The 23163-nt window shown below is 42.7% G+C and carries 17 protein-coding genes and 3 tRNA genes; 10 read left to right on the forward strand and 10 right to left on the reverse strand.

Annotated features, from left to right (window positions below):
* The first annotated feature begins 11 nt into the window (after positions 1–11).
* The 5 genes from sppA to CLV25_RS02500 all read left to right on the forward strand — a co-directional run bounded on the left by sppA (position 12) and on the right by CLV25_RS02500 (position 6097).
* Complete coding sequence (gene sppA / locus CLV25_RS02480; protein ID WP_131838049.1) at positions 12–1778, forward strand: signal peptide peptidase SppA; 1767 nt, start codon at positions 12–14, stop codon at positions 1776–1778.
* A gap of 198 nt (positions 1779–1976) precedes the next feature.
* The gene (lpxK, locus tag CLV25_RS02485; RefSeq protein WP_165876963.1) at positions 1977–3068 is read left to right on the forward strand and encodes a tetraacyldisaccharide 4'-kinase; all 1092 of its coding nucleotides are present in this window, start codon (positions 1977–1979) and stop codon (positions 3066–3068) included.
* Positions 3013–3822 carry a purine-nucleoside phosphorylase gene (locus CLV25_RS02490; protein WP_131838051.1) on the forward strand — a complete coding sequence of 270 codons (810 nt, stop codon included), beginning with the start codon at positions 3013–3015 and terminating at the stop codon, positions 3820–3822. Before lpxK ends, CLV25_RS02490 begins: the two co-directional genes overlap by 56 nt.
* A gap of 109 nt (positions 3823–3931) precedes the next feature.
* Positions 3932–5095 (forward strand): metallophosphoesterase, encoded by a 1164-nt coding sequence (locus CLV25_RS02495; RefSeq protein ID WP_131838052.1) that lies wholly within the window; start codon positions 3932–3934, stop codon positions 5093–5095.
* A gap of 603 nt (positions 5096–5698) precedes the next feature.
* On the forward strand, positions 5699–6097 hold the full coding sequence (locus CLV25_RS02500; RefSeq protein WP_131838053.1) for a DUF7670 domain-containing protein: 399 nt from the start codon (positions 5699–5701) through the stop codon (positions 6095–6097).
* A gap of 72 nt (positions 6098–6169) precedes the next feature.
* On the opposite strand, the gene CLV25_RS02505 is transcribed toward CLV25_RS02500, so the two are convergent.
* Positions 6170–7540 carry a YihY/virulence factor BrkB family protein gene (locus CLV25_RS02505; RefSeq protein ID WP_131838054.1) on the reverse strand — a complete coding sequence of 457 codons (1371 nt, stop codon included), beginning with the start codon at positions 7538–7540 and terminating at the stop codon, positions 6170–6172.
* 64 nt (positions 7541–7604) lie between these two features.
* Entirely contained in the window at positions 7605–13034 is a 5430-nt protein-coding gene (locus CLV25_RS02510; RefSeq protein WP_131838055.1) for a lamin tail domain-containing protein, read from the reverse strand.
* 122 nt (positions 13035–13156) lie between these two features.
* Here CLV25_RS02510 and CLV25_RS02515 point away from each other — a divergent pair, with 122 nt between their 5' ends.
* On the forward strand, positions 13157–14152 hold the full coding sequence (locus CLV25_RS02515) for an aspartate-semialdehyde dehydrogenase (protein ID WP_131838056.1): 996 nt from the start codon (positions 13157–13159) through the stop codon (positions 14150–14152).
* A 106-nt stretch (positions 14153–14258) separates the two neighbouring features.
* On the opposite strand, the gene hflX is transcribed toward CLV25_RS02515, so the two are convergent.
* Entirely contained in the window at positions 14259–15455 is a 1197-nt protein-coding gene (gene hflX, locus CLV25_RS02520; protein ID WP_131838057.1) for a GTPase HflX, read from the reverse strand.
* An 83-nt stretch (positions 15456–15538) separates the two neighbouring features.
* Positions 15539–16237: an energy transducer TonB gene (locus tag CLV25_RS02525; protein ID WP_131838058.1), complete on the reverse strand. Its 699-nt coding sequence runs from the start codon at positions 16235–16237 to the stop codon at positions 15539–15541.
* 231 nt (positions 16238–16468) lie between these two features.
* Here CLV25_RS02525 and CLV25_RS02530 point away from each other — a divergent pair.
* A tRNA-Ala gene (locus tag CLV25_RS02530) sits at positions 16469–16542 on the forward strand.
* Positions 16543–16571: 29 nt separating this feature from the next.
* Here the strand turns inward: CLV25_RS02530 and CLV25_RS02535 are convergent.
* Together CLV25_RS02535 and prmC are read right to left on the reverse strand one after the other, a co-directional pair.
* Positions 16572–17057, reverse strand: coding sequence for a regulatory protein RecX (locus CLV25_RS02535; protein WP_131838059.1), 486 nt, complete (start codon positions 17055–17057; stop codon positions 16572–16574).
* Complete coding sequence (gene prmC, locus CLV25_RS02540) at positions 17048–17893, reverse strand: peptide chain release factor N(5)-glutamine methyltransferase (RefSeq protein WP_131838060.1); 846 nt, start codon at positions 17891–17893, stop codon at positions 17048–17050. The genes CLV25_RS02535 and prmC overlap by 10 nt, the downstream gene beginning before the upstream one ends.
* Positions 17894–17954: 61 nt before the next feature.
* Here prmC and ribD point away from each other — a divergent pair, with 61 nt between their 5' ends.
* On the forward strand, positions 17955–19049 hold the full coding sequence (gene ribD, locus CLV25_RS02545) for a bifunctional diaminohydroxyphosphoribosylaminopyrimidine deaminase/5-amino-6-(5-phosphoribosylamino)uracil reductase RibD (protein ID WP_131838061.1): 1095 nt from the start codon (positions 17955–17957) through the stop codon (positions 19047–19049).
* An 89-nt stretch (positions 19050–19138) separates the two neighbouring features.
* Here the strand turns inward: ribD and CLV25_RS02550 are convergent, their stop codons facing one another.
* From CLV25_RS02550 to CLV25_RS02565, 4 genes are all read right to left on the reverse strand, one after another.
* Positions 19139–19399 carry a hypothetical protein gene (locus CLV25_RS02550; RefSeq protein ID WP_131838062.1) on the reverse strand — a complete coding sequence of 87 codons (261 nt, stop codon included), beginning with the start codon at positions 19397–19399 and terminating at the stop codon, positions 19139–19141.
* Between the two features lie 30 nt (positions 19400–19429).
* A complete protein-coding gene (locus tag CLV25_RS02555) occupies positions 19430–20005 on the reverse strand; it encodes an LOG family protein (protein WP_131838063.1) in 576 nt (191 codons plus the stop codon).
* Between the two features lie 70 nt (positions 20006–20075).
* The gene (locus CLV25_RS02560) at positions 20076–21467 is read right to left on the reverse strand and encodes an aminopeptidase P family protein (RefSeq protein WP_131838064.1); all 1392 of its coding nucleotides are present in this window, start codon (positions 21465–21467) and stop codon (positions 20076–20078) included.
* A gap of 82 nt (positions 21468–21549) precedes the next feature.
* Positions 21550–22533 (reverse strand): adenosine kinase, encoded by a 984-nt coding sequence (locus CLV25_RS02565; protein ID WP_131838065.1) that lies wholly within the window; start codon positions 22531–22533, stop codon positions 21550–21552.
* 248 nt (positions 22534–22781) lie between these two features.
* Between CLV25_RS02565 and CLV25_RS02570 the strand changes: the two genes are divergently transcribed.
* Both CLV25_RS02570 and CLV25_RS02575 read left to right on the forward strand, forming a co-directional pair.
* Positions 22782–22855 (forward strand) — tRNA-Asn (locus tag CLV25_RS02570).
* 149 nt (positions 22856–23004) lie between these two features.
* Positions 23005–23078: transfer RNA gene (locus CLV25_RS02575), tRNA-Asn, on the forward strand.
* Positions 23079–23163 lie beyond the last annotated feature (85 nt).

Raw genomic sequence — 23163 nt, forward strand, 5'->3', positions numbered from 1 at the left:
ATTTAAGCGCAATGAAAGAATTCTTTAGAGCATTTTTAGGCTCATGCTTAGGGGTTTTAATATCTCTCGGTCTGCTGATTCTTATAGGCTTAGGCATTATTGGTGCTATCGTATCAAGCGCAGAGGAGGAGGTTAAAATATCCCCAAAAACCATTCTCAAAATTGAGCTGGATCAACCTATTGTTGAAAGAACCTCGAAAAATCCTCTCGACAACTTTAACTTCAACAAGTTTAAAAGCAGCAAACCAATTGGGTTAAACACCATAATAGCAAGCCTCAAAAAGGCTAAAACCGACGAAAACATAGCTGGCGTTTACATGGATCTTACCACTGTAAATGCTGGAGGATTTGCGACTGTGCAGGAAATTCGCAATGCAATTATTGACTTTAAGAAGTCGGGAAAATTCGTAGTAGCCTATAGCGAAACCTACACTCAAACAGCCTACTACCTTGCATCTGCAGCTGACAAAATCTACCTTAACCCAGAAGGCAATCTCGAAATGCTAGGACTAAAGGCTCAGGTGATGTTTTACAAAGGAGCCTTGGAAAAACTAGGAATTAATGCTCAAATAATTCGCCATGGCAAGTTTAAAAGCGCAGTAGAACCATTCATGCTCGACAAGATGAGTCCAGCCAACCGTGAGCAGTTTGACGCATTGCTAGGTTCTATTTGGGGTATCATTTCTTCTGAAATAAGCAAAAGCCGTAACATCTCTGCTGAAGAAATAAACAGCATGGCGAATAACATGACTATTACCGATGGAAAATCGGCATTAAAAGCAAGACTTGTTGATGATCTACTCTATAAAGATGAGCTCATTAAAAAGTTATCCACCTTTGCAAAACTAGGCAAAGACGAAGAACCAGAAGCGATTAGCATAACCAAATACGATCAAGTAGCGGCAAAAGACGAAAAACTTGCACATGAAAAAATTGCGGTTATTTATGCAAATGGAGAGGTGGTAATGGGCTCTGACTCGCAAAATCTTTCAGAAAAAGAAATTAGCACCGCCTTAAGAGAAGCTCGCAAAGACAAAAGAACAAAAGCCATTGTACTCCGCGTAAACTCACCAGGAGGAAGTGCTCTTGCATCTGATATAATTTGGAGAGAAATGGATCTTGCCCGCAAATCGAAACCCGTAGTGGTTTCAATGGGTGATTATGCAGCATCCGGAGGATACTACATAACTGCTCCTGCAAATGTTATCTATGCACAACCAACCACCCTTACAGGATCAATTGGCGTATTTGGAGTTCTTTTTGACGTACAAAAAGGATTAAAGGATAAACTAGGCATATCTGTTGACGTAGCAAAAACTCACGAGCATGCAGATTTAGGAACTCCATTCCGCCCCTTAACATCCAGTGAAAATCAGGTTATTCAAATGGAAATTGAGCGTATATATGCGACTTTTACTGGACATGTTGCTAAAGGTCGTAGGCTTCCTTTATCATACGTAGACAGTGTTGGGCAGGGTAGAGTATGGAGTGGCACAATGGCGCAAAAACTAAAGCTCATTGACAAAATTGGAGGTCTCTCGGATGCTATATCAGAAGCGGCCAGACTTGCAAAGGTGAAGGAATACCGAATTGCAGAGCTTCCAGAACAAAAAGATGCCTTTTCGCAGATTCTTGCCGATTTTACAGGAGAATCCCTTAGCACCTACTTTGCTAAGGGACAACTTGGAGAAGCATTTGTAAGCTACAACGAGATTCGCAACTTCGTAAAAAATCAGGGAGTACAAGCCCGAATGCCATTTTGGATACAAATGAAGTAAAGTCCTAACGATTAAACATTGCTAAAAACTTAATACTTCTAAATTAAACCAGAACAACTAGAACAAGCATAACCAATTGACATAAAACACCCTCAGCATAAAGCAGAGGGTGTTTCTTGTTTAACACAAATAACGGCTAATAAAAACTGGCAGTTACCTCCATCAAGTATATTTAATACATTTGAAAAAAAACAAATTGTGGAAAGAGATAAAGGCTTAGGCAAAATATTGCTGGCACCAGTAGCTGGGTTATTTTATTTAGTAGTCAAAGGACGCCACACCCTTTACAATGCCAACATTCTAAAAAGCCACAAACCTTCAATCCCAACGATTTGCGTAGGGAACATCACCGTTGGAGGAACAGGAAAAACTCCTCACATAGAATTGCTTATAGAACTTTTATCTAAAAACTACCGGCTTGCAGTTCTTTCTCGTGGCTACAAGCGCAAGTACAAGGGTAGCCGAGAAGTTCTGACCAGCGACGTCTACTCTAATGTTGGAGACGAACCCCTTCAGATCAAACAAAAATTCCCTAATATTCCCGTATTTGTCAATGCCAAACGAGTTGAGGGTGTGGCTCAAATTGCAGTTGCATACCCTAATGTAGACATCATACTACTCGACGATGCATTTCAGCACCGAAAAATAGCAGCAGGATTAAACATTATCCTTATTGACTACAACCGCCCAATATGGGAAGACAACATGCTCCCAATTGGAAATCTCCGCGACTCTTACGACCAAATAAGTAGAGCAAATGTTGTTATAATCACCAAATGCCCTGCAAACCTATCACCCATGGACAAGCGGATTCTAACCAAGAAACTCCAGCTTTACCCATACCAGACCTTGCTTTTTTCGCATATCGAATACGGCCAACCCGCACCTATTTTCCCCGATTCCAAGTCCTATGAAAAAAGCGAAGAAACAATTGTAATCGCAGGTATTGCTGCTCCTCAGCCTTTCATCAACCATGTAAAGTCGATGAATACGAAGGTAACCCCTTTAATATTCCCAGACCATCATAACTTCACATCAAAAGACATTAACCTTATAGTAAGCGAATTCCGGAAAAAGCATCAGTCTGTAAACCTAGTAACTACCGAAAAAGATGCCAAGCGTCTTTTAGAGGCAAACCTACCTGAAGAAATCAAGAATTATTTGTATTTTGTGCCGATTAAAGCAAGGTTGTCGGATAATTCCGATAATGTTTTATTCAACAAAATAGCAAAGTATGTTAAAGAAAATTCAGACTACTGCGGAGTTCATCAAGGAAAGAATACCCAATGAACCAGAAGTAGGCATCATCTTAGGGACAGGATTAGGTGGATTAGCGACAAAAATTGATGTAGAAAAAGAACTCGAATATTCAGAAATACCTAACTTCCCTATCTCAACAGTAGAAGGACACTCGGGCAAGCTGATTTTCGGAAAGCTAGGAGGCAAAAATGTAGTTGCCATGAAGGGACGCTTCCACTTCTACGAAGGATACGACATGAATCAGGTTACCTTTCCTGTTCGTGTAATGAAGTTGATCGGCATCAAAACACTTTTCGTCTCAAATGCTAGTGGAGGGATGAATCCCGAGTTTGAGATTGGTGAGTTAATGATCATCAACGACCACATCAACCTTTTACCTAACCCCCTAATTGGAGCCAACATTAACGAGCTAGGACCTCGATTCCCTGACATGAGCAAGCCTTACGACCATAACCTTATGGATAAGGCTGAGGCTATTGCAAAAGAACTAGGGATACGAGTTCAGCGCGGCTGCTACGTAGGCACAACAGGCCCAACATTTGAAACCCCAAAAGAATACCAATACTTTCGAATAATCGGAGGCGATGCTGTTGGCATGTCTACCGTACCGGAAGTTATTGTAGCCCGTCACATGGATATTCCTGTATTTGCAATGTCCATCATTACAGACCTTGGAGTACCAGGCAAGATCGTAGAAGTATCCCATGAGGAAGTTCAAGAAGTAGGCAAAAAAGCCGAAGCAAAAATGACGCAGATCATGACTAAACTCTTAGAAACGCTCTAGCAATATTTCTTAATATAAAGTAGGGTGGCCCAAAAGCCACCCTTTTGCTTTATCATCCATAATCCCCATATTTACGGTTTAGTCCTCCTTTTTACCACAACCACGAATTATGAAAATAGCCACATTTATACTTTTCTTTTCTATCGTACTTGCCATCTATGCATTGGTAAACGTATACATATACCTCCTCGGATTAATGGCTATTCCGAAAGGAACTCAGCTGCGCACCATCTTCATTTGGGTTTTCTGGATATTAGCAACTTGCTTTCCTTTAGGCCGCATCATCGAACGATTTTGGACATCACCTATTACCGATGCTATCATTTGGGTTGGATCCTTTTGGCTTGCGGCCATGCTCTACCTGTTTTTGATTACTCTACTGGTAGACATTGTACGCCTTTCCAACTTCGCTTTTCCCTGGATTGAAAAAATGTTCGGCAGCACGATCTTCTCCGTTCGCCTATGGACGTTGGGAGGAGCAGTCTTGCTCGTTTTCCTTATTATTATCGTCGGACATATCAATGCTATATGTACAAGAATTAGCCATTACAACATCAGCATCGAAAAAAAAGAGAGCAAACAAGGACATCTAAGAATTGTTGCTGCCTCTGACATTCACATGGGAACAATAATTTCCCAACGGAGGGTTGGCAAACTAGTTCGACTTATTAATGAGCAAAAACCAGACATTGTGCTATTTGCTGGTGACATTGTAGATGAGGATTTGGGACCGGTAATACGCCGCAACCTCGGACGAAAACTAGAGCAAATTAAGGCCAAGTATGGGGTTTACGCTGTAACAGGGAACCACGAGTACATTGGCGGGGTTGATGCTGCTGTAAAGTATTTGGAAAATCACAAAGTAACAATTCTTCGCGATTCTGCTGCGCTTATTAACAACGCATTCTACATTGTAGGCAGAGATGATAAAGGAGGCACAAAAATGAGTGGACATGGGCGAAAAGAACTTGGCGATCTACTTGTAGGAATAGATAGGACAAAACCTATAGTCCTGCTCGATCACCAACCATTCAACCTAAATGAAGCCTCGAAAGCTAATGTAGACATTCAACTGTCAGGGCACACCCACCATGGACAACTATGGCCATTTAACTACCTTACCAAATCAATTTTCGAAGTAAGCAGCGGTTACATTAAAAAGAACAATACCCACATAATTGTTTCCACCGGCTATGGATCGTGGGGACCACCTATAAGAATTGGGAATAGACCAGAAATCATCGTTATCGACGTCACCTTTACCAATAGGTAGATTATAGAATAAAAGAGGAGGTGCAGAAGCACCTCCTCCTAACAAGGAATGAAAAGCCCTCAACCCTGGTTTACAAAAACTGAATATCCCATTTTACCGTAAAGGGCTATGAAAATCTTTCCCTTGCAGCTTTAGTAAACCGCCCTTCACTACACCTAACATTATTCGATCCTCCAACAGGTTGCACTGAAATTTGCTCGCCATTACCTCCTCCTTCTTTAACATAGAGGTTTTCAATTCGCATAATATCAGGGTTCCTTATTCCAAAATACTAATGACACATAAATAAGCTCGCCTTCATTTTTAGTGTCCCAGTAAGAATTGCAGAAGCAACTTACTTAACACTCAACTTTTCTAGAATACTGGTTATACTTGATCAATTTACGTCAAGATAAAATAGATGTCAATACCCTAAGTTAATTTTAACCTATACTCCATTAGAAAATAGAAAACTTGATCCATTAAATTCTCAGAGCCTTAATTTTAACAATCAGCATACTTATATAATGTAAGTTTTTTGCTACATTTATGTATGAAACGAAGGGGTTATGCATACCTGCCTAATTTAAAGCATTGACAACGCAAGATCAAAAAACCACGATTATGAAAGCATCCCTAAACAAATTCCACTGGATACCCCGAATGATAAGCATTTTGGCAATAATCATCCTAAGCCTTTTTGCGTTCGACGCCTTTTCTTCCGGCTATACCATTGCAGAACAGATCGGCCGCTTCTTGGTTCATCTAAGTCCTCCTGCAATTATCGGAATCTTCTTGGCAATTGCATGGAAGCGAGAACTTGTAGGTGGTATACTTTTTACCATTGTTGGAGTTGTCTTAAGTCCCATAATTTACCAGCACAACTACCTCATGAGCCATTCTATCATTACTGCCATAGGAAGTGTTGCAATAATTGCATTTCCTTCTATTCTCGTTGGAATACTCTTTATAATTAGTGGATTTAAAAAAAAGAAACGGTGTAAAAAGAATTATGAGTACTAATTCTGCACCATCTTAAACAATGCGAAGGGAGGCTTAATCAAGCCTCCCTTCGCATTGTTTAAGTTTAGCAAACTATAGTTCTGCAACCCTAACATTCAGGTCACTATTACGTATCTTTTGGTCCATTTCATCGGTAATACTACAAATCCTAGCGTATGCTTCGGCAGAAGGAAGAATAACATCATCAACCCCAAGATGATCTAGAATATCGTATATCTTACAAATTGTAATCGATTCGTCAGAAATGGCAGGAACATACCCCCTACTTTTCGGATCATCAGTATAAGTTTCCACTAAAAGATTTCCCTTTACCAAATTACCTAAAAGCAACCGAACCATCCGAACGGGCATTTGCAACTCTTCCGACAATTCTTCGCTGGTAAAAGGCTTATCTCCTTTAATGTGACACTTTACAATCCTAGACATCAACAATACCGATAGGGTTCTTCTATCATTGTTGCTTACATTTTCAATCTCATACTCGTACTCATAGAGATGTGCATTTTGTATGGCAAATGATATTTCGGCTCCAACCAGCATAATAATCCAGCTAGTTTGCTGCCAAACCATAAACAATGGCAAAGCAGCAAAGCTCCCGTAAATAGCATTATTACGCGACATCCCTACTTGGAAGTAAATATATCCCCACTGCACAAGTTCAAATGCAGTTCCCGCAATTATTCCAGCAATTAAAGCAGCCTTAAAGTTTACTTTTGTATTGGGCATCACCACATAAATGATAGTAAACAAGATACCCACAAGAAGGTACGGAATGAGCTTAAGCAGAAACAAAAAAATTGGAGCCACAAAATCGAGTATCACATACTGTTCAGATATGCTGTGTAGCGTTGTTGCCAGATAAACGTTAGCGCTGCTAGATGCAATCAGAAGTATTGGAGCAACCAATATCAGAGAAAAGTAGTCGCTAAATTTACGGGTAAGGTTCCGCCCCTTTTCTAGATGCCAGATAGCATTAAATGAGAGTTCTATATTATTAAACACCCTCAGGACAGACCATAAGAGCACAACAAAACCAATCCCAGCCAACAAACCTCCCATAGTCTTTTCTAAAAGAGAGTTAGAAAAGTTCATTATCCAGCTTAACACCTCCTGCTGACCCTCAAACTTACTCTTTAAGAATGCTTCCAGATTCTTATCGAGGTTAAACCCTTTTGCAATGCCAAAGAACATGGCAAATATGGGAACTATGGCAATGGTCGTAAAAAAAGACAGTGCAGAAGCACGTATTGCCACATTATCTTCCTTAAACCCACGCACAGCAAGCATAGCAATACGAAGAGATCGTATCCACAAACCACCCCTTTGCTTAGGATTTTGGGCGAGCGATATCTTCCAAATATCGCTAAATAAGAACTGGTTTACAGCCCTAATTCGCTCTCCGAACTTTACCTTCTTATTCTTCTTTACCCACTTAATCTTCATAACGAACCACGATTCAAATGTTCTTCTTAAACAACGACAGTATAAATATGGTCAAAAAAGTTGGTTATCGATACGCCACAGCAAAAACTTGTCGCACCTCTTCACTGTTTCCATCGGAATAGACTAGTTTAGAGACAAGAATATAGATACCACGAGAGGCTCTTGTACCATTATCAGTTATACCATCCCAAACTACAGTTCCTTCGGTTCCTAACAACTCGTTCTGGCACAACTTTTTTACGAGCACACCGCTTCCCGTAAAAACACCAACATCGGCCATAGTGCCTGCCGACTTTAAATGATACGACATCGCCAAATAGTCGTTCACACCGTCACCGTCAGGCGAAATAACAGAAGCCGCCAACTTTATTATACGTTTTGAATCATCTTTTTTTAAAAGCTGAGAATTTTCAGCACCAGGAGTTCCATAGTTCACTTCTTTAGATGCAGACTGCCACTTCGATTCATTAAAGTTAATCCGCTCAAGGCTCACGCCATCAAATGTAGGAAGCATTCTAAAATGCATCCGTTCTGAATAGGCAAACTCATCAATAACATTCAAAGCGGTATCAGCCACCACAACAACTCCAGCATCATTTGGAAGAGAAGGCATCGATCTAAGTTTTTTAAAGTTCGTTGGGTTGCTCCGTGGATATATCAACGCGATTACCTCAGGAGTAGAGCAAAGGAGCACATATTCTTGAGGTCGAAGAATGAAAGAAGTTTCAGAAACTCGTTTCCTCTCATCTAACTTCCCTTCTGCATTCCTCCGACAAAGGACAACACTGCTTAAATCGATAGGCTTACCTGATATATTTACCAATTCTACATAATCAGAACAATCCCCTTCGGGGTTAAAGAGTACTTCATTAATGGTTAAATCGCCCTTAACGGGAGGTTCACAGCGTGCAACCTGAATCGGCAAAGTAAAAACGTTTCCAGAATAGTCTGCGACATCAGCAATAACGAGTAATTGAGAAACATTGAGTTCCAAATCCCGTGATAAGATTATACATATAGCCCGCTCCGACTCTTTACTGTGCTTAAGCGTAGCCTCTACTCTTCTATTATCTAGCATAATAGAAAAACCTTGACCAACTACTACTGGCTCATTAAATGTTATACTTACAGTGTTTACACCACTAACAGATAGTTTCTCTACTATGGGAGGTTCTGTATCTACAACCTTCCCCGATATAGAATTTGCAAAACCAGGAGTTCCTCCTCTTACATCTTCCGAAGCGGCCCAATTCTCGCGGCATTCTGTAGTGCTGGAAATATCTAACTTTTCAAGAGACACTCCTCCTTCAGCTCCTTCCTTAGAAAGAAATTCGCTGCTATAGTACGATGCAGCAATGATTTTTCCTTGTGAGTTAAGAACGGCAATATCAGCCCCATCATTGGGAAAACCATCGAAATAAGAAGAACTTGCAGCATTTCCATACATGCCCAAAGCACTGGCTCCACTTACAGAAGAAATGGCCAAATATCCCTTGGGGTTTATCTTAGCATGGTTGCATCTCCAAACTTTGCCATTGACCCTAACTGTCCAACCATCAATCAGCAGCGTATCGGCAACACGATTGTACAGTTCTAGGTATTCCACCTCTGGTAGTCCAACTGATGGTGTTGGATCAAACATGACCTCCGAAATTGCTACATCGCCAAACTCTAATCCCGACCTGATGCGAATTGTTGCCGTATCAGAAATAGTTTGCCCATTAACACGTTGTTCTATCTTTATTCCATAGGATGATTCTTTGGGATCAGCCATCCGAAAATAAAGTTTGCCTCCATCGGCTTGAACATCAGAAATAGAGAACGAACTACCCTTATAACTTGTTGCCGTTAGGCTTATTCCATCAGCAGATGTTAATGGCTGATTAACCGTTAGCACTGCATTTCCTTTCGAGGAGTAGTACCCCTCAACAATATGCAAATACTGCTCCGACCCTACAAAGTCAAACGATTCCATCTGCATTTTTCCCACATTCGAGGAAGAACACTGATATTCAATTCCGCAATACTCCGCTACCTTTACGAATGGCATTTTAACACTTTCAAAATGGCAGCACTGATAACCGTCTGCATAAACACTCCCCATCCAATAGCCTTCAATATCCTTATATATATACGCTTCAGTCAGCCGCCCCTCAATTCTATCGGTATAAATTGTATCCGAACAGCTAATTACCCTCCCATTTACTACGTTTTCGAGTTGGAAAAATGACTTACCTCCTGCTTTCTTGTAAGATAGGACAACTGCAGCATACGAGGAATCCTTATATGGAACCCTATCTGTCAGAAGAACTATCCGCATAAAATTTTCAGAAGAAAAATTTGAATTATCTAACCTAAAGCGGAAATGCCATTGTACATTTCTAGCATTGACACTAGGTGAGATCGAATAGCAAAGTAACGATCGCCCTTCGCCGCCTGAATGTACGTATCCACCCAATGCCATACGCCGCCAACCCTCAATTATTGAAGCAGCAGTTCCATGAGCGACCAACGTATCAACCTGCCGAGCCACTTTGAACGAAACCTTTTCCGAAATTGTATCATTCACCACAATACGAATACTAGCATTCCCAATGCTCGTAGCCTTCAACGATTCTATGCTGATAGTTCCATTACTTACAACAGTTTTTACTTCCGAAAAGCCCTCCTGCTCTATAGCTACCTTTCCTGCAAATGATGTTACAACGTCTCCTTCACGATTGGATATTTGGCACTTTAGTCTTAGTAATGTTTCAAGTGCAACTAGAGTAGGATGAGGTACTAACAATATTTGTTCGGCTACTACAGTGTAGTTTATGATCGAAGAGCGTATAGAATAACTATAAGTCTTTGACAACCTAGACGATCCAAAACCAACCAATACTCCGTCAGCTGGTAGTGACAGGTAAAATGGAGACATCGCTGTTACTTTTGAAAGTTGAATCTTTATCACAACTTCACCCTCCGATCTGTTAGGAATAACCAATACCGAATCGGCAAATTTCAACGTTACCTTTCCACCTGTAAAGAAAATGCTAGAGAAATCAACAGGCCTACCATTCAGACATATTCTCAAACTTTCTATTCGACGAGTTGAAAGCAACTTTCCAAGAGTATCAACCCCATGCAGCGAGAGCTGCGTGATTCGAGTACAAAGCGTATCGCTCACGCCTGTATCCACCACCAAAAACTTTAGTACATCGACGAAGTTGGATGTAGAAGTAGCAGAAACCGATGGGAATGGGGAATTGGATACCTTTAAGAATGAATCATCATCGGCTACAATAAGCTTATCCAATGTTTTTAGACCTTCGGCAGATGCATCAATCGAATATTCACCACTTTTGGCAAGCTTTATCCCAACAAATTTGGCTACCCCCGAAGAAAATTTTTGGGTATGAGTAACAACGCTTGCCCCTGCAATAACAAGTTTACAGAATCCCTCATAATCAGCATCTGTATTTCCAAACCTATCGCAAGCCTTTACCGTGACATCAAAAAAAGTATTCGCCTTAACAGCAGAAGGAACTTTCGAAAAACTAAGTGTATCTGCTTGGACATGTACCTTTATTGTATTTACTGAAATTGGTTGAAATGATGCAAATAAAGTACCTATGCTATCAGCAACTACCCCTTTAATCTTAAAAGAGAGAACTCCTAAATCAACGAATTCTTCAGGACTGAGGTACAGCCCAAGTCTAACAGCAGCGCTATCCCCATCCTTAATAGAAAGGGTTCCATCAAAAACCTCAATCTGCAATAGATCTTTCGAGAGTTGAGCTATCCTGCATTCTCTACTTTCGTTGCCTACACGTAATGTTGCTCCCGCAATAACCTTTGAAGCATCAACCTTCAAGGAAGAGATCGAGAAATTAAACGATCTAACAGCAGTAGGCAACTTATCACCACCCGTATCCTTAAGATAAAAAGAAGCAATTTCGACACCAGCATCGGGGCTTACATTCTTAACGGTTGCCACCAGCGTATCCTTAACAACTCCAGACACTACTGACGTTGTATCGTTAAGAAGAACTATTTTTTGTTCGAATGCAGAAATATTTTCAGAGGAAAGTTTTATGAATAAATACATTTCTCCGGTGACTGCGATGCTATCAAAATCAACAACTCCCCTACTCCCATTTTTAATTCGTTTTATAGATTGACTACCTACCATTTCCAGTTCGCAGGACTGAGAGAATTCAACATCAACATTTCCAAAGCAGTCTATAGCATAAAAACAAGGTGCTATACTTTGTCCCTTTAAAAGAGCTTTATGGGATGGTTCCATCCTAAATCTTTCTGCAACTGCATCTGCCCTAATAGTTCTCCCCTTTTGTAGCGAAAGATCACCAATAACGGATGAGTTAGATGCTGTAAACAATGGGGTAATTCCGTTAAAGCTAAAGGCAACAGAGAAACCATCAGGCAACGTATCGGGAAGATTAAGCATCAACCTATACTCCTTAGAAGTACCATCTGCAATAGTATCAGATTTAACTAGATCAACTCTAAGTAAAGTATCTATCAAACTCACATAAGAAGAAATGATTTTCCCATTTGCCATCAACTGTACCGCATTTCGCCAAGCCTCAGGCTTAAATGCAATCTTAGGAGTTGCATGCACATATACCTCTAGGGCTTCTACAATTGTTGGCATCCCATCCTTAGTCCCTTTATCGACAATAGAAAAAGTCAACGCCGTTACCTTTCGAGATTCTGCAGTAGATGCAACAATAGTATCCAACATAGTATTGGACCTGAACCCTGAATCTTTATCTACAGCATTTGTCTCGACGTACGACAACGAGACATCGTCAACCCATAGCTTTTGATCAGCAGTAGCAGTATACCAGTAAACAACACCAAGATTATTGAGATGTATTGGGTTAGTATACGAAAATGTTCCTATCGAGGTAATATCACTAAACGATGACTTTGAATAACCAATGCTCCAATCCCCATTAGCATTTCGTACCACCTCAACGTAACCATACGCTGACGTTCCAACGCTTGATTCCCAGTTTAAGGTAGAAGAGGAAATAACTTTAACGGATTTGCTTCCAGTCGAAGAAGATGTCTGTTCCCAAATTTTCAGCAAATCATCGGAACCCGCAAAGTTCACACCAACAACCAAGCACGAACTTTGGGAGGCATTATATAGCCCCGTAGCATCAGTATCCGACGCCAATATAAATGCCCATCCATTACTTGAAGAAGGCGAATAGCCATGTTTAACCCTAAATCGCCATGTAAGTTTGCCGTTCTCGTAAGAAGATACCACAACCTTCGAGGTAATGTAATCACGTCCCGCCGAAGAGTTGTCGTAGCAATGATGGAGAACAAAATTGCCATTATCTACAGTAGCATTCCACCTATTCGAAGGTATTTGAAGCCAAGAGCCAAGAGACTCGCTCGAAAAATCATCGCTAAACTGGCCAAAGGAGCAGAATGGAAAGCACCCAAACAACGCCAGCAAGAGTAAGCAATGCTTCATATGTTATTAATAAATATAGTTAAGACTTTTTCATCCTCTAATGAGTTTCATAAATTTACGGCAATTGTTTTGACTTCCCCAAACAATTGTCTAGTATTTCTCACATTATCAAAGAAAAATCGATGAAAGTAGCAGTATTTGGTGCAACAGGGCTTGTAGGAAGCGTCATGCTCAAAGTCCTCGACGAAATGAATTTCCCGGTAAGCGAGCTTATTCCAATTGCATCCGAGCGTTCGGTTGGCAAGGAGGTTACCTTTAAAGGGAAACCATACAAAGTTGTTAATGCACAAACTGGTTTGGGGATGAAACCTGCTCTTGCAATATTTTCTGCTGGTGGAGATGCTTCTAAAGAGTGGGCTCCTAAGTTTGCTGAAATCGGGTGCTATGTTGTTGACAACAGCTCTGCATGGCGCATGGACCCCACCAAGAAACTGGTTGTTCCTGAAATCAACGCGTGCGAGCTAGCTCCCGAAGATAGGATTATAGCCAATCCAAACTGCTCTACCATTCAGATGGTACTTGCGCTGGCTCCACTTCATAGAAAGTATCAGATTAAGCGTATCGTTGTTTCCACCTATCAATCTGTTTCGGGAACTGGTGCAAAAGCTCTTAAGCAGATGTCTGCCGAAAGAAGCGGCCAAGAAGCCGATATGGTTTACCCTTACCCTATTGATATGAATTGTCTTCCCCATATCGACGTGTTTACCGAAAGTGGTTACACCAAGGAAGAGCTTAAGATGATTAACGAAACCCGAAAGATTTTGGGCGACGATACTATCAATGTATCTCCAACAACAGTTCGTGTCCCCGTAAAGGGAGGTCACTCCGAAGCGGTAAACGTTGAGTTCGCCAATGATTATGATCTTGATGAAGTTCGCGATATTCTTTCGAAAACTGAAGGCGTTGTTGTTCAAGACGACCCTGCAAACAAGGTTTACCCAATGCCTCTTTATGCCGAAGGCAAGAACGAGGTGTTTGTTGGTCGACTCCGCCGCGACCTATCGCACCCAAATACCCTTAACATGTGGATTGTTGCCGACAACCTCCGCAAAGGTGCTGCTACTAACGCAGTTCAAATTGCGATGTACCTGCTAAAGCAAGGTTTTATTAAGGCCTAACAATATTAAACTCCATAAAAGAAGCCAGAACTCTATCGAGTTTCTGGCTTCTTTTATTTATATCTGTAAAATAATTAAGATCCTAAAAAGAATCACAAAGAACAAACTACCAAAGAAAGTTTCCAAACGGATATCTTCCCTGGCTAATCTCAGCCACCATCTTATACAAATCCGTTCTAAACTTTTCGAGATTTAACTTTTCCTTAGCCGACATAAAAATTGCTGGATTATTCTCCTTGTACATCCAGCTATTCATAAGATCCTCTAGGCTCCAGTTCTCCTTCGTCTTAGGAGTAAGGTCGTCTTCGGCTTTCTCTACATAGCTGTAAGCATCAATCTTGTTAAATACAAGGTAAACTGGCTTGTCACCAGCCTTTATTTCTGCCAAAGTTTCCTTTACCACGTTAAGCTGCTCTTCGAAGTTGGGATGCGAAATATCCACCACGTGAATGAGCAAATCTGCTTCGCGAACCTCGTCAAGCGTCGATTTGAACGACTCTACCAGTTGGTGTGGCAGCTTTCGGATAAAACCAACCGTATCGGAAAGCAGGAAGGGAAGGTTCTCGAATACAACCTTTCGAACGGTTGTGTCGAGAGTCGCAAACAGCTTATTTTCTGCAAACACCTCCGACTTGCTAATCAAGTTCATCAGGGTTGATTTCCCAACATTTGTATATCCAACAAGCGCAACACGAACAAGGCTTCCTCTATTACCTCGTTGTACAGCCATCTGCTTGTCTATCTTCTTAAGCTGCTCCTTTAGCTTCGAAATTTTATCTAAGATAATACGGCGGTCGGTTTCAATCTGCGTTTCACCAGGACCTCGCATACCAATTCCCCCTCGTTGACGCTCAAGGTGCGTCCACATGCGAGTCAATCGTGGAAGTAAGTACTGGTATTGCGCCAACTCTACCTGCGTCTTTGCATAAGCTGTTTGTGCCCGTGCTGCAAATATGTCGAGAATAAGGTTAGTTCGATCTAGTACCTTACAATTAAGATGACGCTCCACATTTCGAAGCTGCGAAGGCGTTAGCTCATCATCAAAAATGGCCATCCCTATCTCATTCTCTTCAATGAAAGCCTTTATTTCATCGAGTTTCCCTGCGCCAACATAGGTTTTCGAATTGGCAACATGCATGCGCTGAATAAACTTTTTCACAGTACGAGCGCCTGCTGTTTCGGCCAAAAACTCAAGTTCGTCGAGGTATTCTTTCGTTTGAAAGTCGGTTTGTTTATCGGTAATTACGCCGATAAGGATTGCAGTCTCCTGAACTGGTGCAGTACTAGTTGGTACAAATCCCATATATACAGATTAAATATAACGCAAAGGTAAACAAAAAAGCCCTGAGATTTTCAGGGCTTTTTTCCAATATGGTTAACTAGAAATTAGTTCAACTGGAACTTGATTGGGAATGTAAACGATACACGTACAGACTTTCCACGTTGCTTTCCAGGAGTCCACTTTGGAGAACTCTGAACGATACGAATAGCCTCCTTGTCAAGTGCAGGGTCTACACCACGAAGAACCTTTACATTAGAAACCGAACCTGATGGCTCCACAACAAACTGAACATATACAGTTCCTTGGATACCATTTTCTGCGGCAACATCTGGATACTTCAGATTTTTACCTACATACTCCCTAAAGCCTAAAGAAGCTTCCTTACCATTAAATAATGGCATATCTTCTGCAACAAAGAAGATTTCTTCTTCCTCAACTGGCTCTTCAGTCTTTGCAACGGCAGTTGCAATGGTGATTGGAGCAGCTTCCTTAGTATCTTCCATGTTAAAATCTATCTCATTGCTCACTTTAACATCATTACGAACAATCTTTAGCACATCCGAAATGATCTGCTGTGGAGCAACTTCTGGCTGTTGTTGTTGCTGCTGTTCTTGCTGTGTTTGTGGAACAATTTCTTCTTCTGCTGTAACACTTTTTGCCTCAAAACTTTGGGTTTCCTGTTTTTCCCCAAAATCATACTCAAATGCGAAAAGCGAAAGACCAATTGCCACAACGAATCCTAACTGAATAAATAAAGAACGCTTGTTCTCTAGATCCGCTTTAGGCGATTTTTTGATTTCCATGTCTGTTTTATTAAGGGCTTTTTATTCTTATAACAACTTTACTGCAGCCTTGTTCTAGACTCACAGAGATAACCACAAATATATTTCGCATTATTATAAAAACAAACAAATCAAAAGAGTTTTTTAAAAAAAGACAAACTCACTTTCTAAATAGGCTCCATTTTACAAAAAATGCACCCGAACTCTTGTCCTATTCCAAAAAAGATTTACTTTTGCATTACCAAAATCGACGGGGGATTAGCTCAGCTGGCTAGAGCGCTTGCATGGCATGCAAGAGGTCATCGGTTCGACTCCGATATTCTCCACACAAAAGGCTTACTTCGGTAAGCCTTTCTTATTTCTCGAGGATTTGGTCTACCGCCCTGCTTACAAGATCGTACGCGAAGCCCTTGCGCAACCCTACCGCAACCAGCTTCATCTTTAGCTCGTACGAATTCTTTGCTTTTACCGTCTCGGACTTGCGCTGCAGCTCCCGAACCACAGCCGATGGCAGCTCATCCAACTCAACTTCCTGCAGCGCTTCGGCAACGTATTCGGCATCTATGCGCTTCGCCTGAAGGTGCACCTTTATCTTATGGGGCCCCCACTTGCTAAACCGAAACTTATCGCGAGCAAAGGCAACAGCAAACCTTTTATCATCAACATACCTATTGCCTACAAGAAACTCCACGATGCTCGGACGCTCGCTAGGATCAACATTCCATCGGTAGAGTTTCTCCTCTACCTGCGAGATGCACACCTCGCGCTTAGAGCATAGCAGTTCCAAGCGCTCCAGCGCCTCCTTCTTCGAGAGACTTTTTCCCTGACGTCCTACTTCCATCGCACAACTACAAATCGATCGACCCCAAACATATCCTGCCTCACCTCGGCATTCATCCCTTTAGCGGCAAACAACTCGGAGGTTTGCTTCCCTAGCTGCTGGTTTATTTCCAGATAGACTGCCCCTTCGGCAGCAAGCGAGCGGGAGGCAAATTCGGCTATCGGGATATAGAACTCAAGCGGGTTGCCATCGTCAACAAAAAGCGCCAGATGGGGCTCGTGGCGGAGTACGTTATCGCGCATCTGCTCTTTTTCGGAGTCCATCACGTAAGGCGGATTGCTTACAATGATGTCGTAGCTGCCGCTATCGCTGTAGGCTCGCATATCTGCCTGCACAAAATCGACATCAACCCCGTTTAACAGCGCATTTTCGCGGGCGATTTCCAAGGCTTCCCCAGAGATATCGACGCTACGCACTGCGGAATGGGGAAGTGCCTTTGCCAACGATATAGGAATGCAACCGCTGCCGGTTCCGAAATCTATGATTCTTGGATTCTTCCCCCTCCAGTCTTTTATAATGGTATCTACCATTTCTTCCGTTTCGGGGCGAGGTATGAGCACCTTGGGGTTTACCTTAATGCGACATCCGTAGAATTCCACCTCGCCTATTACGTGCTGCAACGGCTCGTGCTGAAGCAGCCTCTGAGCTGAAACCTCTATATACCTTGACAACTCCACATCCTCGGCCTGATCGAGTAACAATAGGAGCTGCGGCCTAGCGATTCCCAAAAAATGCTCAGCCAGCCTGTAAACCATTTCCTTTGCTTCTTCGGCAGGATAAATAGACTCCAGCATCTTTTGGTAGCGGCAAAATATGGTGCGATTCTTTATGCTCATTGGCTTTGATTACGTTGCTAAATCTGCTAATTTTCGGATCTTAAAAGTAAGATAAAACGGGATGGTTAACAATATTCATGAGCAATACATGAGGCGATGCCTCGAGCTGGCTGAGTGTGGATTGGGAAACGTAGCTCCAAATCCTATGGTTGGAGCAGTCATCGTACATAACGGGAAGATCATCGGAGAAGGGTATCATCGTAAATTCGGAGAGCCTCATGCCGAAGTTAATGCGGTAAACGCAGTTGAAGACAAGGACCTGCTGCGCGAATCGACATTATACGTATCGCTCGAACCGTGCAACCATGCCGGAAAAACCCCACCCTGCACCAATCTTATCCTTGAGCATAAAATCCCAAGGGTTGTTATTGCCATGGTTGATCCCTTCGAAAAGGTATCTGGCAGCGGAATCCAGAAGCTCAGAGCCAACGGAGTTGATGTTACCGTTGGCATTCTTGAAGACGAGGCGAAATGGCTAAACCGTAGATTTATCACCTTTTACACAAAAAAACGCCCCTACATCATTTTAAAATGGGCACAAACCCTCGATGGCTTCATCGACATCGAGCGCACCGCCGACTCGCCAATAGAGCCCAACTGGATAACCAACAACGCCTGCCGAACGCTGGTACACCGCTGGAGAAGCGAGGAAAATGGCATACTCGTAGGCAATAAGACGGTCATTAACGACAATCCCCAGCTAAACGTGCGCTACTGGCATGGCAGCAATCCAACCCGAATTCTTATTGATAGAACGCTGGCTACCCCCAACGATAGAGCAATCTTTGATGGCACCCAACCAACCGTTGTATTCACCGGGAAAAACTCGGGTTCCAGCACCAGGAAAGAGCTCTTCAGCCACATTCCATTCCTCGACGTTGTTTCGATAGACTTTGCCAAGGATGCAGAGGTGCAGATGCTGGACTACCTTGTACAGAAAAATATTCAATCGATCATCGTTGAAGGAGGTTCGAAAACGCTGCAAAACCTAATTACGCTTGGCTACTGGGACGAGGCACGCATCTTCTACGGTCCTAAGCTATTCTTTAAGGGGGTGAAAGCGCCATCCATCGTTGGAGAGCCCATTGGCAGCGAGGAGATCGACGGCACCCGCCTCTTCTACCTCGTCAACAGCAGCGCTACTGACAAGCAGTAGCCCAATACCGCATGCCAGAAGAGCCAGCCCATTACCGAGCTGGCTCTTCTGGCATCGGTTCGACACCTCTCCCCTACTCCGAAAAAATGCTAAACCATCGATGGATGACCATCTAAATGCTCTAAAAAATACTCGACCACCGGTGGATGACCACTTAAACGCTCCAAAAAATGGTCAACCGTCGATGGGTGACCATCTAAATGCCCCCAAAAATGCTCGACCACCGGTGGATGACCACTTAAATGCTCCAAAAAATGGTCAACCGTCGAGGGGTGACCATTTAAACGCTCCAAAAAATGCTCGACCATCGAGGGGTGACCACCTAATTGCTCTAAAAAATGGTCGACCACCGATGGGTTAGCACATCTCGCCCCCAGCAGCTATACGGCAGCAAACGCAATGGCATCGGCATCCCATACAGGGGCGCTCTTTATGGCAGGAATGATATCCTCAGCCCTTTCAACAAAGGTGTACATGCGCTGATGTTCGGGGCGCATGAAGCGCTCCTCCACCATCCTATCGAGCAGCATTTGGAGCGGATCGTAAAACCCATCGAGGTTAAGGATGATGATGGGCTTGGTGAACTTGCCCAAGCGCTTAAGGGTAATCACCTCCGACAGCTCCTCCAGGGTTCCGCAACCTCCTGGAAGCGCCACTACAGCATCGACACCCTCTACGAGCAGCTTCTTGCGCTCGTGCATATCCTCAACAAGCACCATCTCGCTGATGTTCTTATGGCTCCACTCCACCTGATCCATGAAACGAGGCATTACACCACGAACATGCCCCCCATTCGCTATCATAACATCAGCAATACGTCCCATTAGTCCCATCGAACCACCTCCGTAAACAAGGACATGTTTTTCCCTTGCCATCTGCCTACCAAGAATCTCTGCTACCTCAAAGTACTTGTCGGCAACCTTATCGCTCGATGCGCAGTAAACACAAATCTTCATTGTCATCCATTTGAAAACAAAGAGCTACCCGCAAAAACGAGCAGCTCTCCCTATTACTTATAGTATACTGTTAGCTATTTGCAGCTTCCTCAACTTGCTCTACGGTAATTGGAATACGCTTCTTTCCAAGAAGACGGCATCCTTTATCGGTAATAAGCAAGTCATCCTCAAGACGAATACCACCAAAGTCGAGATACTCCTCCACCTTGCTAAAGTTGATAAACGAGCTGTTGATCTTCTCCTCTTTCCACTTCTGCACTAGTGCAGGAATAAAGTAGATTCCGGGCTCGTTGGTGATAACAAAACCAGGTTCTAGTCGGCGCCCTAAGCGAAGGTAGGCCGTCCCAAACTGGTCGATACGCGAAGTTTCCTCATCGTAGCCAACAAAGTCCTCTCCAAGATCTTCCATATCGTGAACATCGAGCCCCATCATGTGCCCCAACCCGTGAGGGAAGAATAGCGCATGAGCCCCGTTCTTTACGGCATCGTCAACATTTCCGTGCATAAGCCCAAGCGACATCAACCCTTCGGTGATTGTTCGTGCAGCAGCAAGGTGTACATCCTGATACTTAACACCAGGCTTGGCTAGCATAGTCGTATTGTTGTTAGCTGCTAGCACTATGTTGTAAATGTCCTTTTGCTTTTGGGTAAACTTTCCTCCAACAGGCGTTACGCGCGTAAAATCAGAGGCATATCCAGACGCAATTTCCGCCCCAGCGTCCGTAATCATCAGCTTACCGGCCTCAAGCATATTTCCATGGTAATGGTTGTGCAGGGTCTCGCCATGCTGCGATAGAATAACAGGGAAAGAAACCCCACCACCACCTTGAAGCGCAATTCCCTCGATAAATCCGGCAATCTCGCGCTCGTAAACGCCCGGCTTGCACATTCTCATTGCGGCAACATGCATCTGGTAGCCAACATTACAGGCATTGTCTATTTCTGCTATTTCGTAGCTATCCTTAATGGAGCGCAAGCTAACCACAGCCTTAACCAACTCTTTGGAAACGTACTTAGACAAAACACCATAGTTAACGCCCAAAAGATCATTGAGCACCATCATATTCTGATGACGATATGGAGGTAAAAAGTGAATCTTTCGTCCTGCCTTTATGGCTGCATTAACTTTTCCTTGCAGATCCTTCAAAGGGCACGTAGTAACAACACCAACCCCGGCTGCTTGCTCCTTAAGGCTTGGCTGGGGTCCCATCCAGATAATATCCTCAATATCGACATCGTTACCGTAAATGCTATCGGTTCCAGCATCAAAATCCATAACCCCTACTAGCTCTGGCTGATTGAGCCCGAAAAAGTAAAGAAAGCTGCTATCCTGACGAAAGCGATAGGTGTTGGAGCGATAGTTCATTGGCATTTCAAAATTTCCAACAAACAGCGCAATCCCCGAACGAATTTTGCTACGAAGACGGCTTCGGCGCTCTATATATACTTCTTTTGGAAACATGGCGTGAAAAATTACGTTTTTGTAAATATTTGAGAGTAACATTTCTTCTCAAATATATAGAAAGCTTCGTAAAGATCAACCCTTATTTTGGAACAACTTTAGAGATCATCTCCTTGATGCTTTCCCAAATATGATCGTCCATTTTAGGACCAATAACCTCAATAACCTTACCGGAAAGAATAGAGCCAATCTCTCCGCAAATGCCGAGCGGATACTTGTTGATCAGCCCGTAGATAAAGCCAGAAGCGTATAGATCTCCCGCCCCCGTTTTATCGAGAGGTGTTGCATCTATAATACCTATCTTATGAACTTCCGTTCCGCGCTGAATAAGCGACCCTTTTCGACCAACCTTTACAACTGCAATATCGCAAAGACCCGCAAGCTCCGATAGCGCTCCTTCAGGATCAAGACCAGTGAATGCCTTTGCCTCATCCTGATTAGCAAATACGATATCAACATAATCGCGAATTATCTCATCCAAAAACTCCATATTTTGCTCTACTACATTGTAGCTGGCCAAGTCAAGAGTAATTTTTAAGCCATGCTTCTTGGCTATTTTAACAGCCTGTCTAACCAATTCGTGATTCTGAACCAAGTATCCTTCTATGTGAAAGTAGCCATACCCTTTAAACTCCTTTTCATCGAGTTCTTCGGGAACCAGCTCGATAGCGGCACCTAGATAGGTGGCAAATGTGCGCTCCGAATCAGGAGTAACAAAAACTAAAGCTCGTCCAGAAGGTGCTTTACCAGCAGTAAGCATAGGAGCAATGCCGCTTCTAATCATATCAGCCTTAAAAAACTCTCCGATCTCATCACGCCCAATTTTACCTATAAAACCAGTCTTTACCCCCAACTTAGATAAGCCGTTAATGGTATTTGCAGCCGAACCTCCAGGAGCCTTACGCAGCTCATACTCCTTTACGTGTCGAGATATTTTTAGCGCTGTATTCTCATCGATAAGCTGCATGCTACCCTTAGGTAGGTCAAATTGATTAAGGAAATCGTCATTAGGTACACCACAAAGGATGTCCACGAGAGCGTTGCCTAAGCCTAATACTGATGCCATCTAGTAAATCTTATTTCTGTTTTTTTTGATAACTGAGGGCCAAAGATACCTACTTTACGCGAAAACAAAATCAGAAGGCCATATTTTATTCAATTTTACCTTCATTTTAAAACACTGAATAACAGAAGCATTTTACACGCACCTCAGAATTTTACACATTGCGCATAGTTCTTTTATCATCCTAAGTCTTGCAGGAAATAAAAAGATCTGCTATATTTGCATCGCATTTGAGAAATCAAGCACACTATTCCTCAATAGCTCAGTCGGTTAGAGCACCTGACTGTTAATCAGGGGGTCCTAGGTTCAAGTCCTAGTTGAGGAGCAAAAGCCCAAACATTGAGTTTGGGCTTTTATATTTTTACGTAACACCCTATTATCTTTTAATCACAAAAAAGTTGCAATAGGGCTTGCAAGATTTAAAAGGAGCAACTATATTTGCACCGCACTTACGAAAACGAGGTGATATAAAATTCCTCAATAGCTCAGTCGGTTAGAGCACCTGACTGTTAATCAGGGGGTCCTAGGTTCAAGTCCTAGTTGAGGAGCAAAAGGCGTCGGGAACGGCGCCTTTTTTGTTTTTAACAGATTGCACTTTCAATAATAAGAAAAGGCCCGCTGTTGCGGGCCTTT

Origin of the sequence: Acetobacteroides hydrogenigenes (genome assembly GCF_004340205.1) — a bacterium.
Lineage (GTDB): Bacteria > Bacteroidota > Bacteroidia > Bacteroidales > ZOR0009 > Acetobacteroides > Acetobacteroides hydrogenigenes.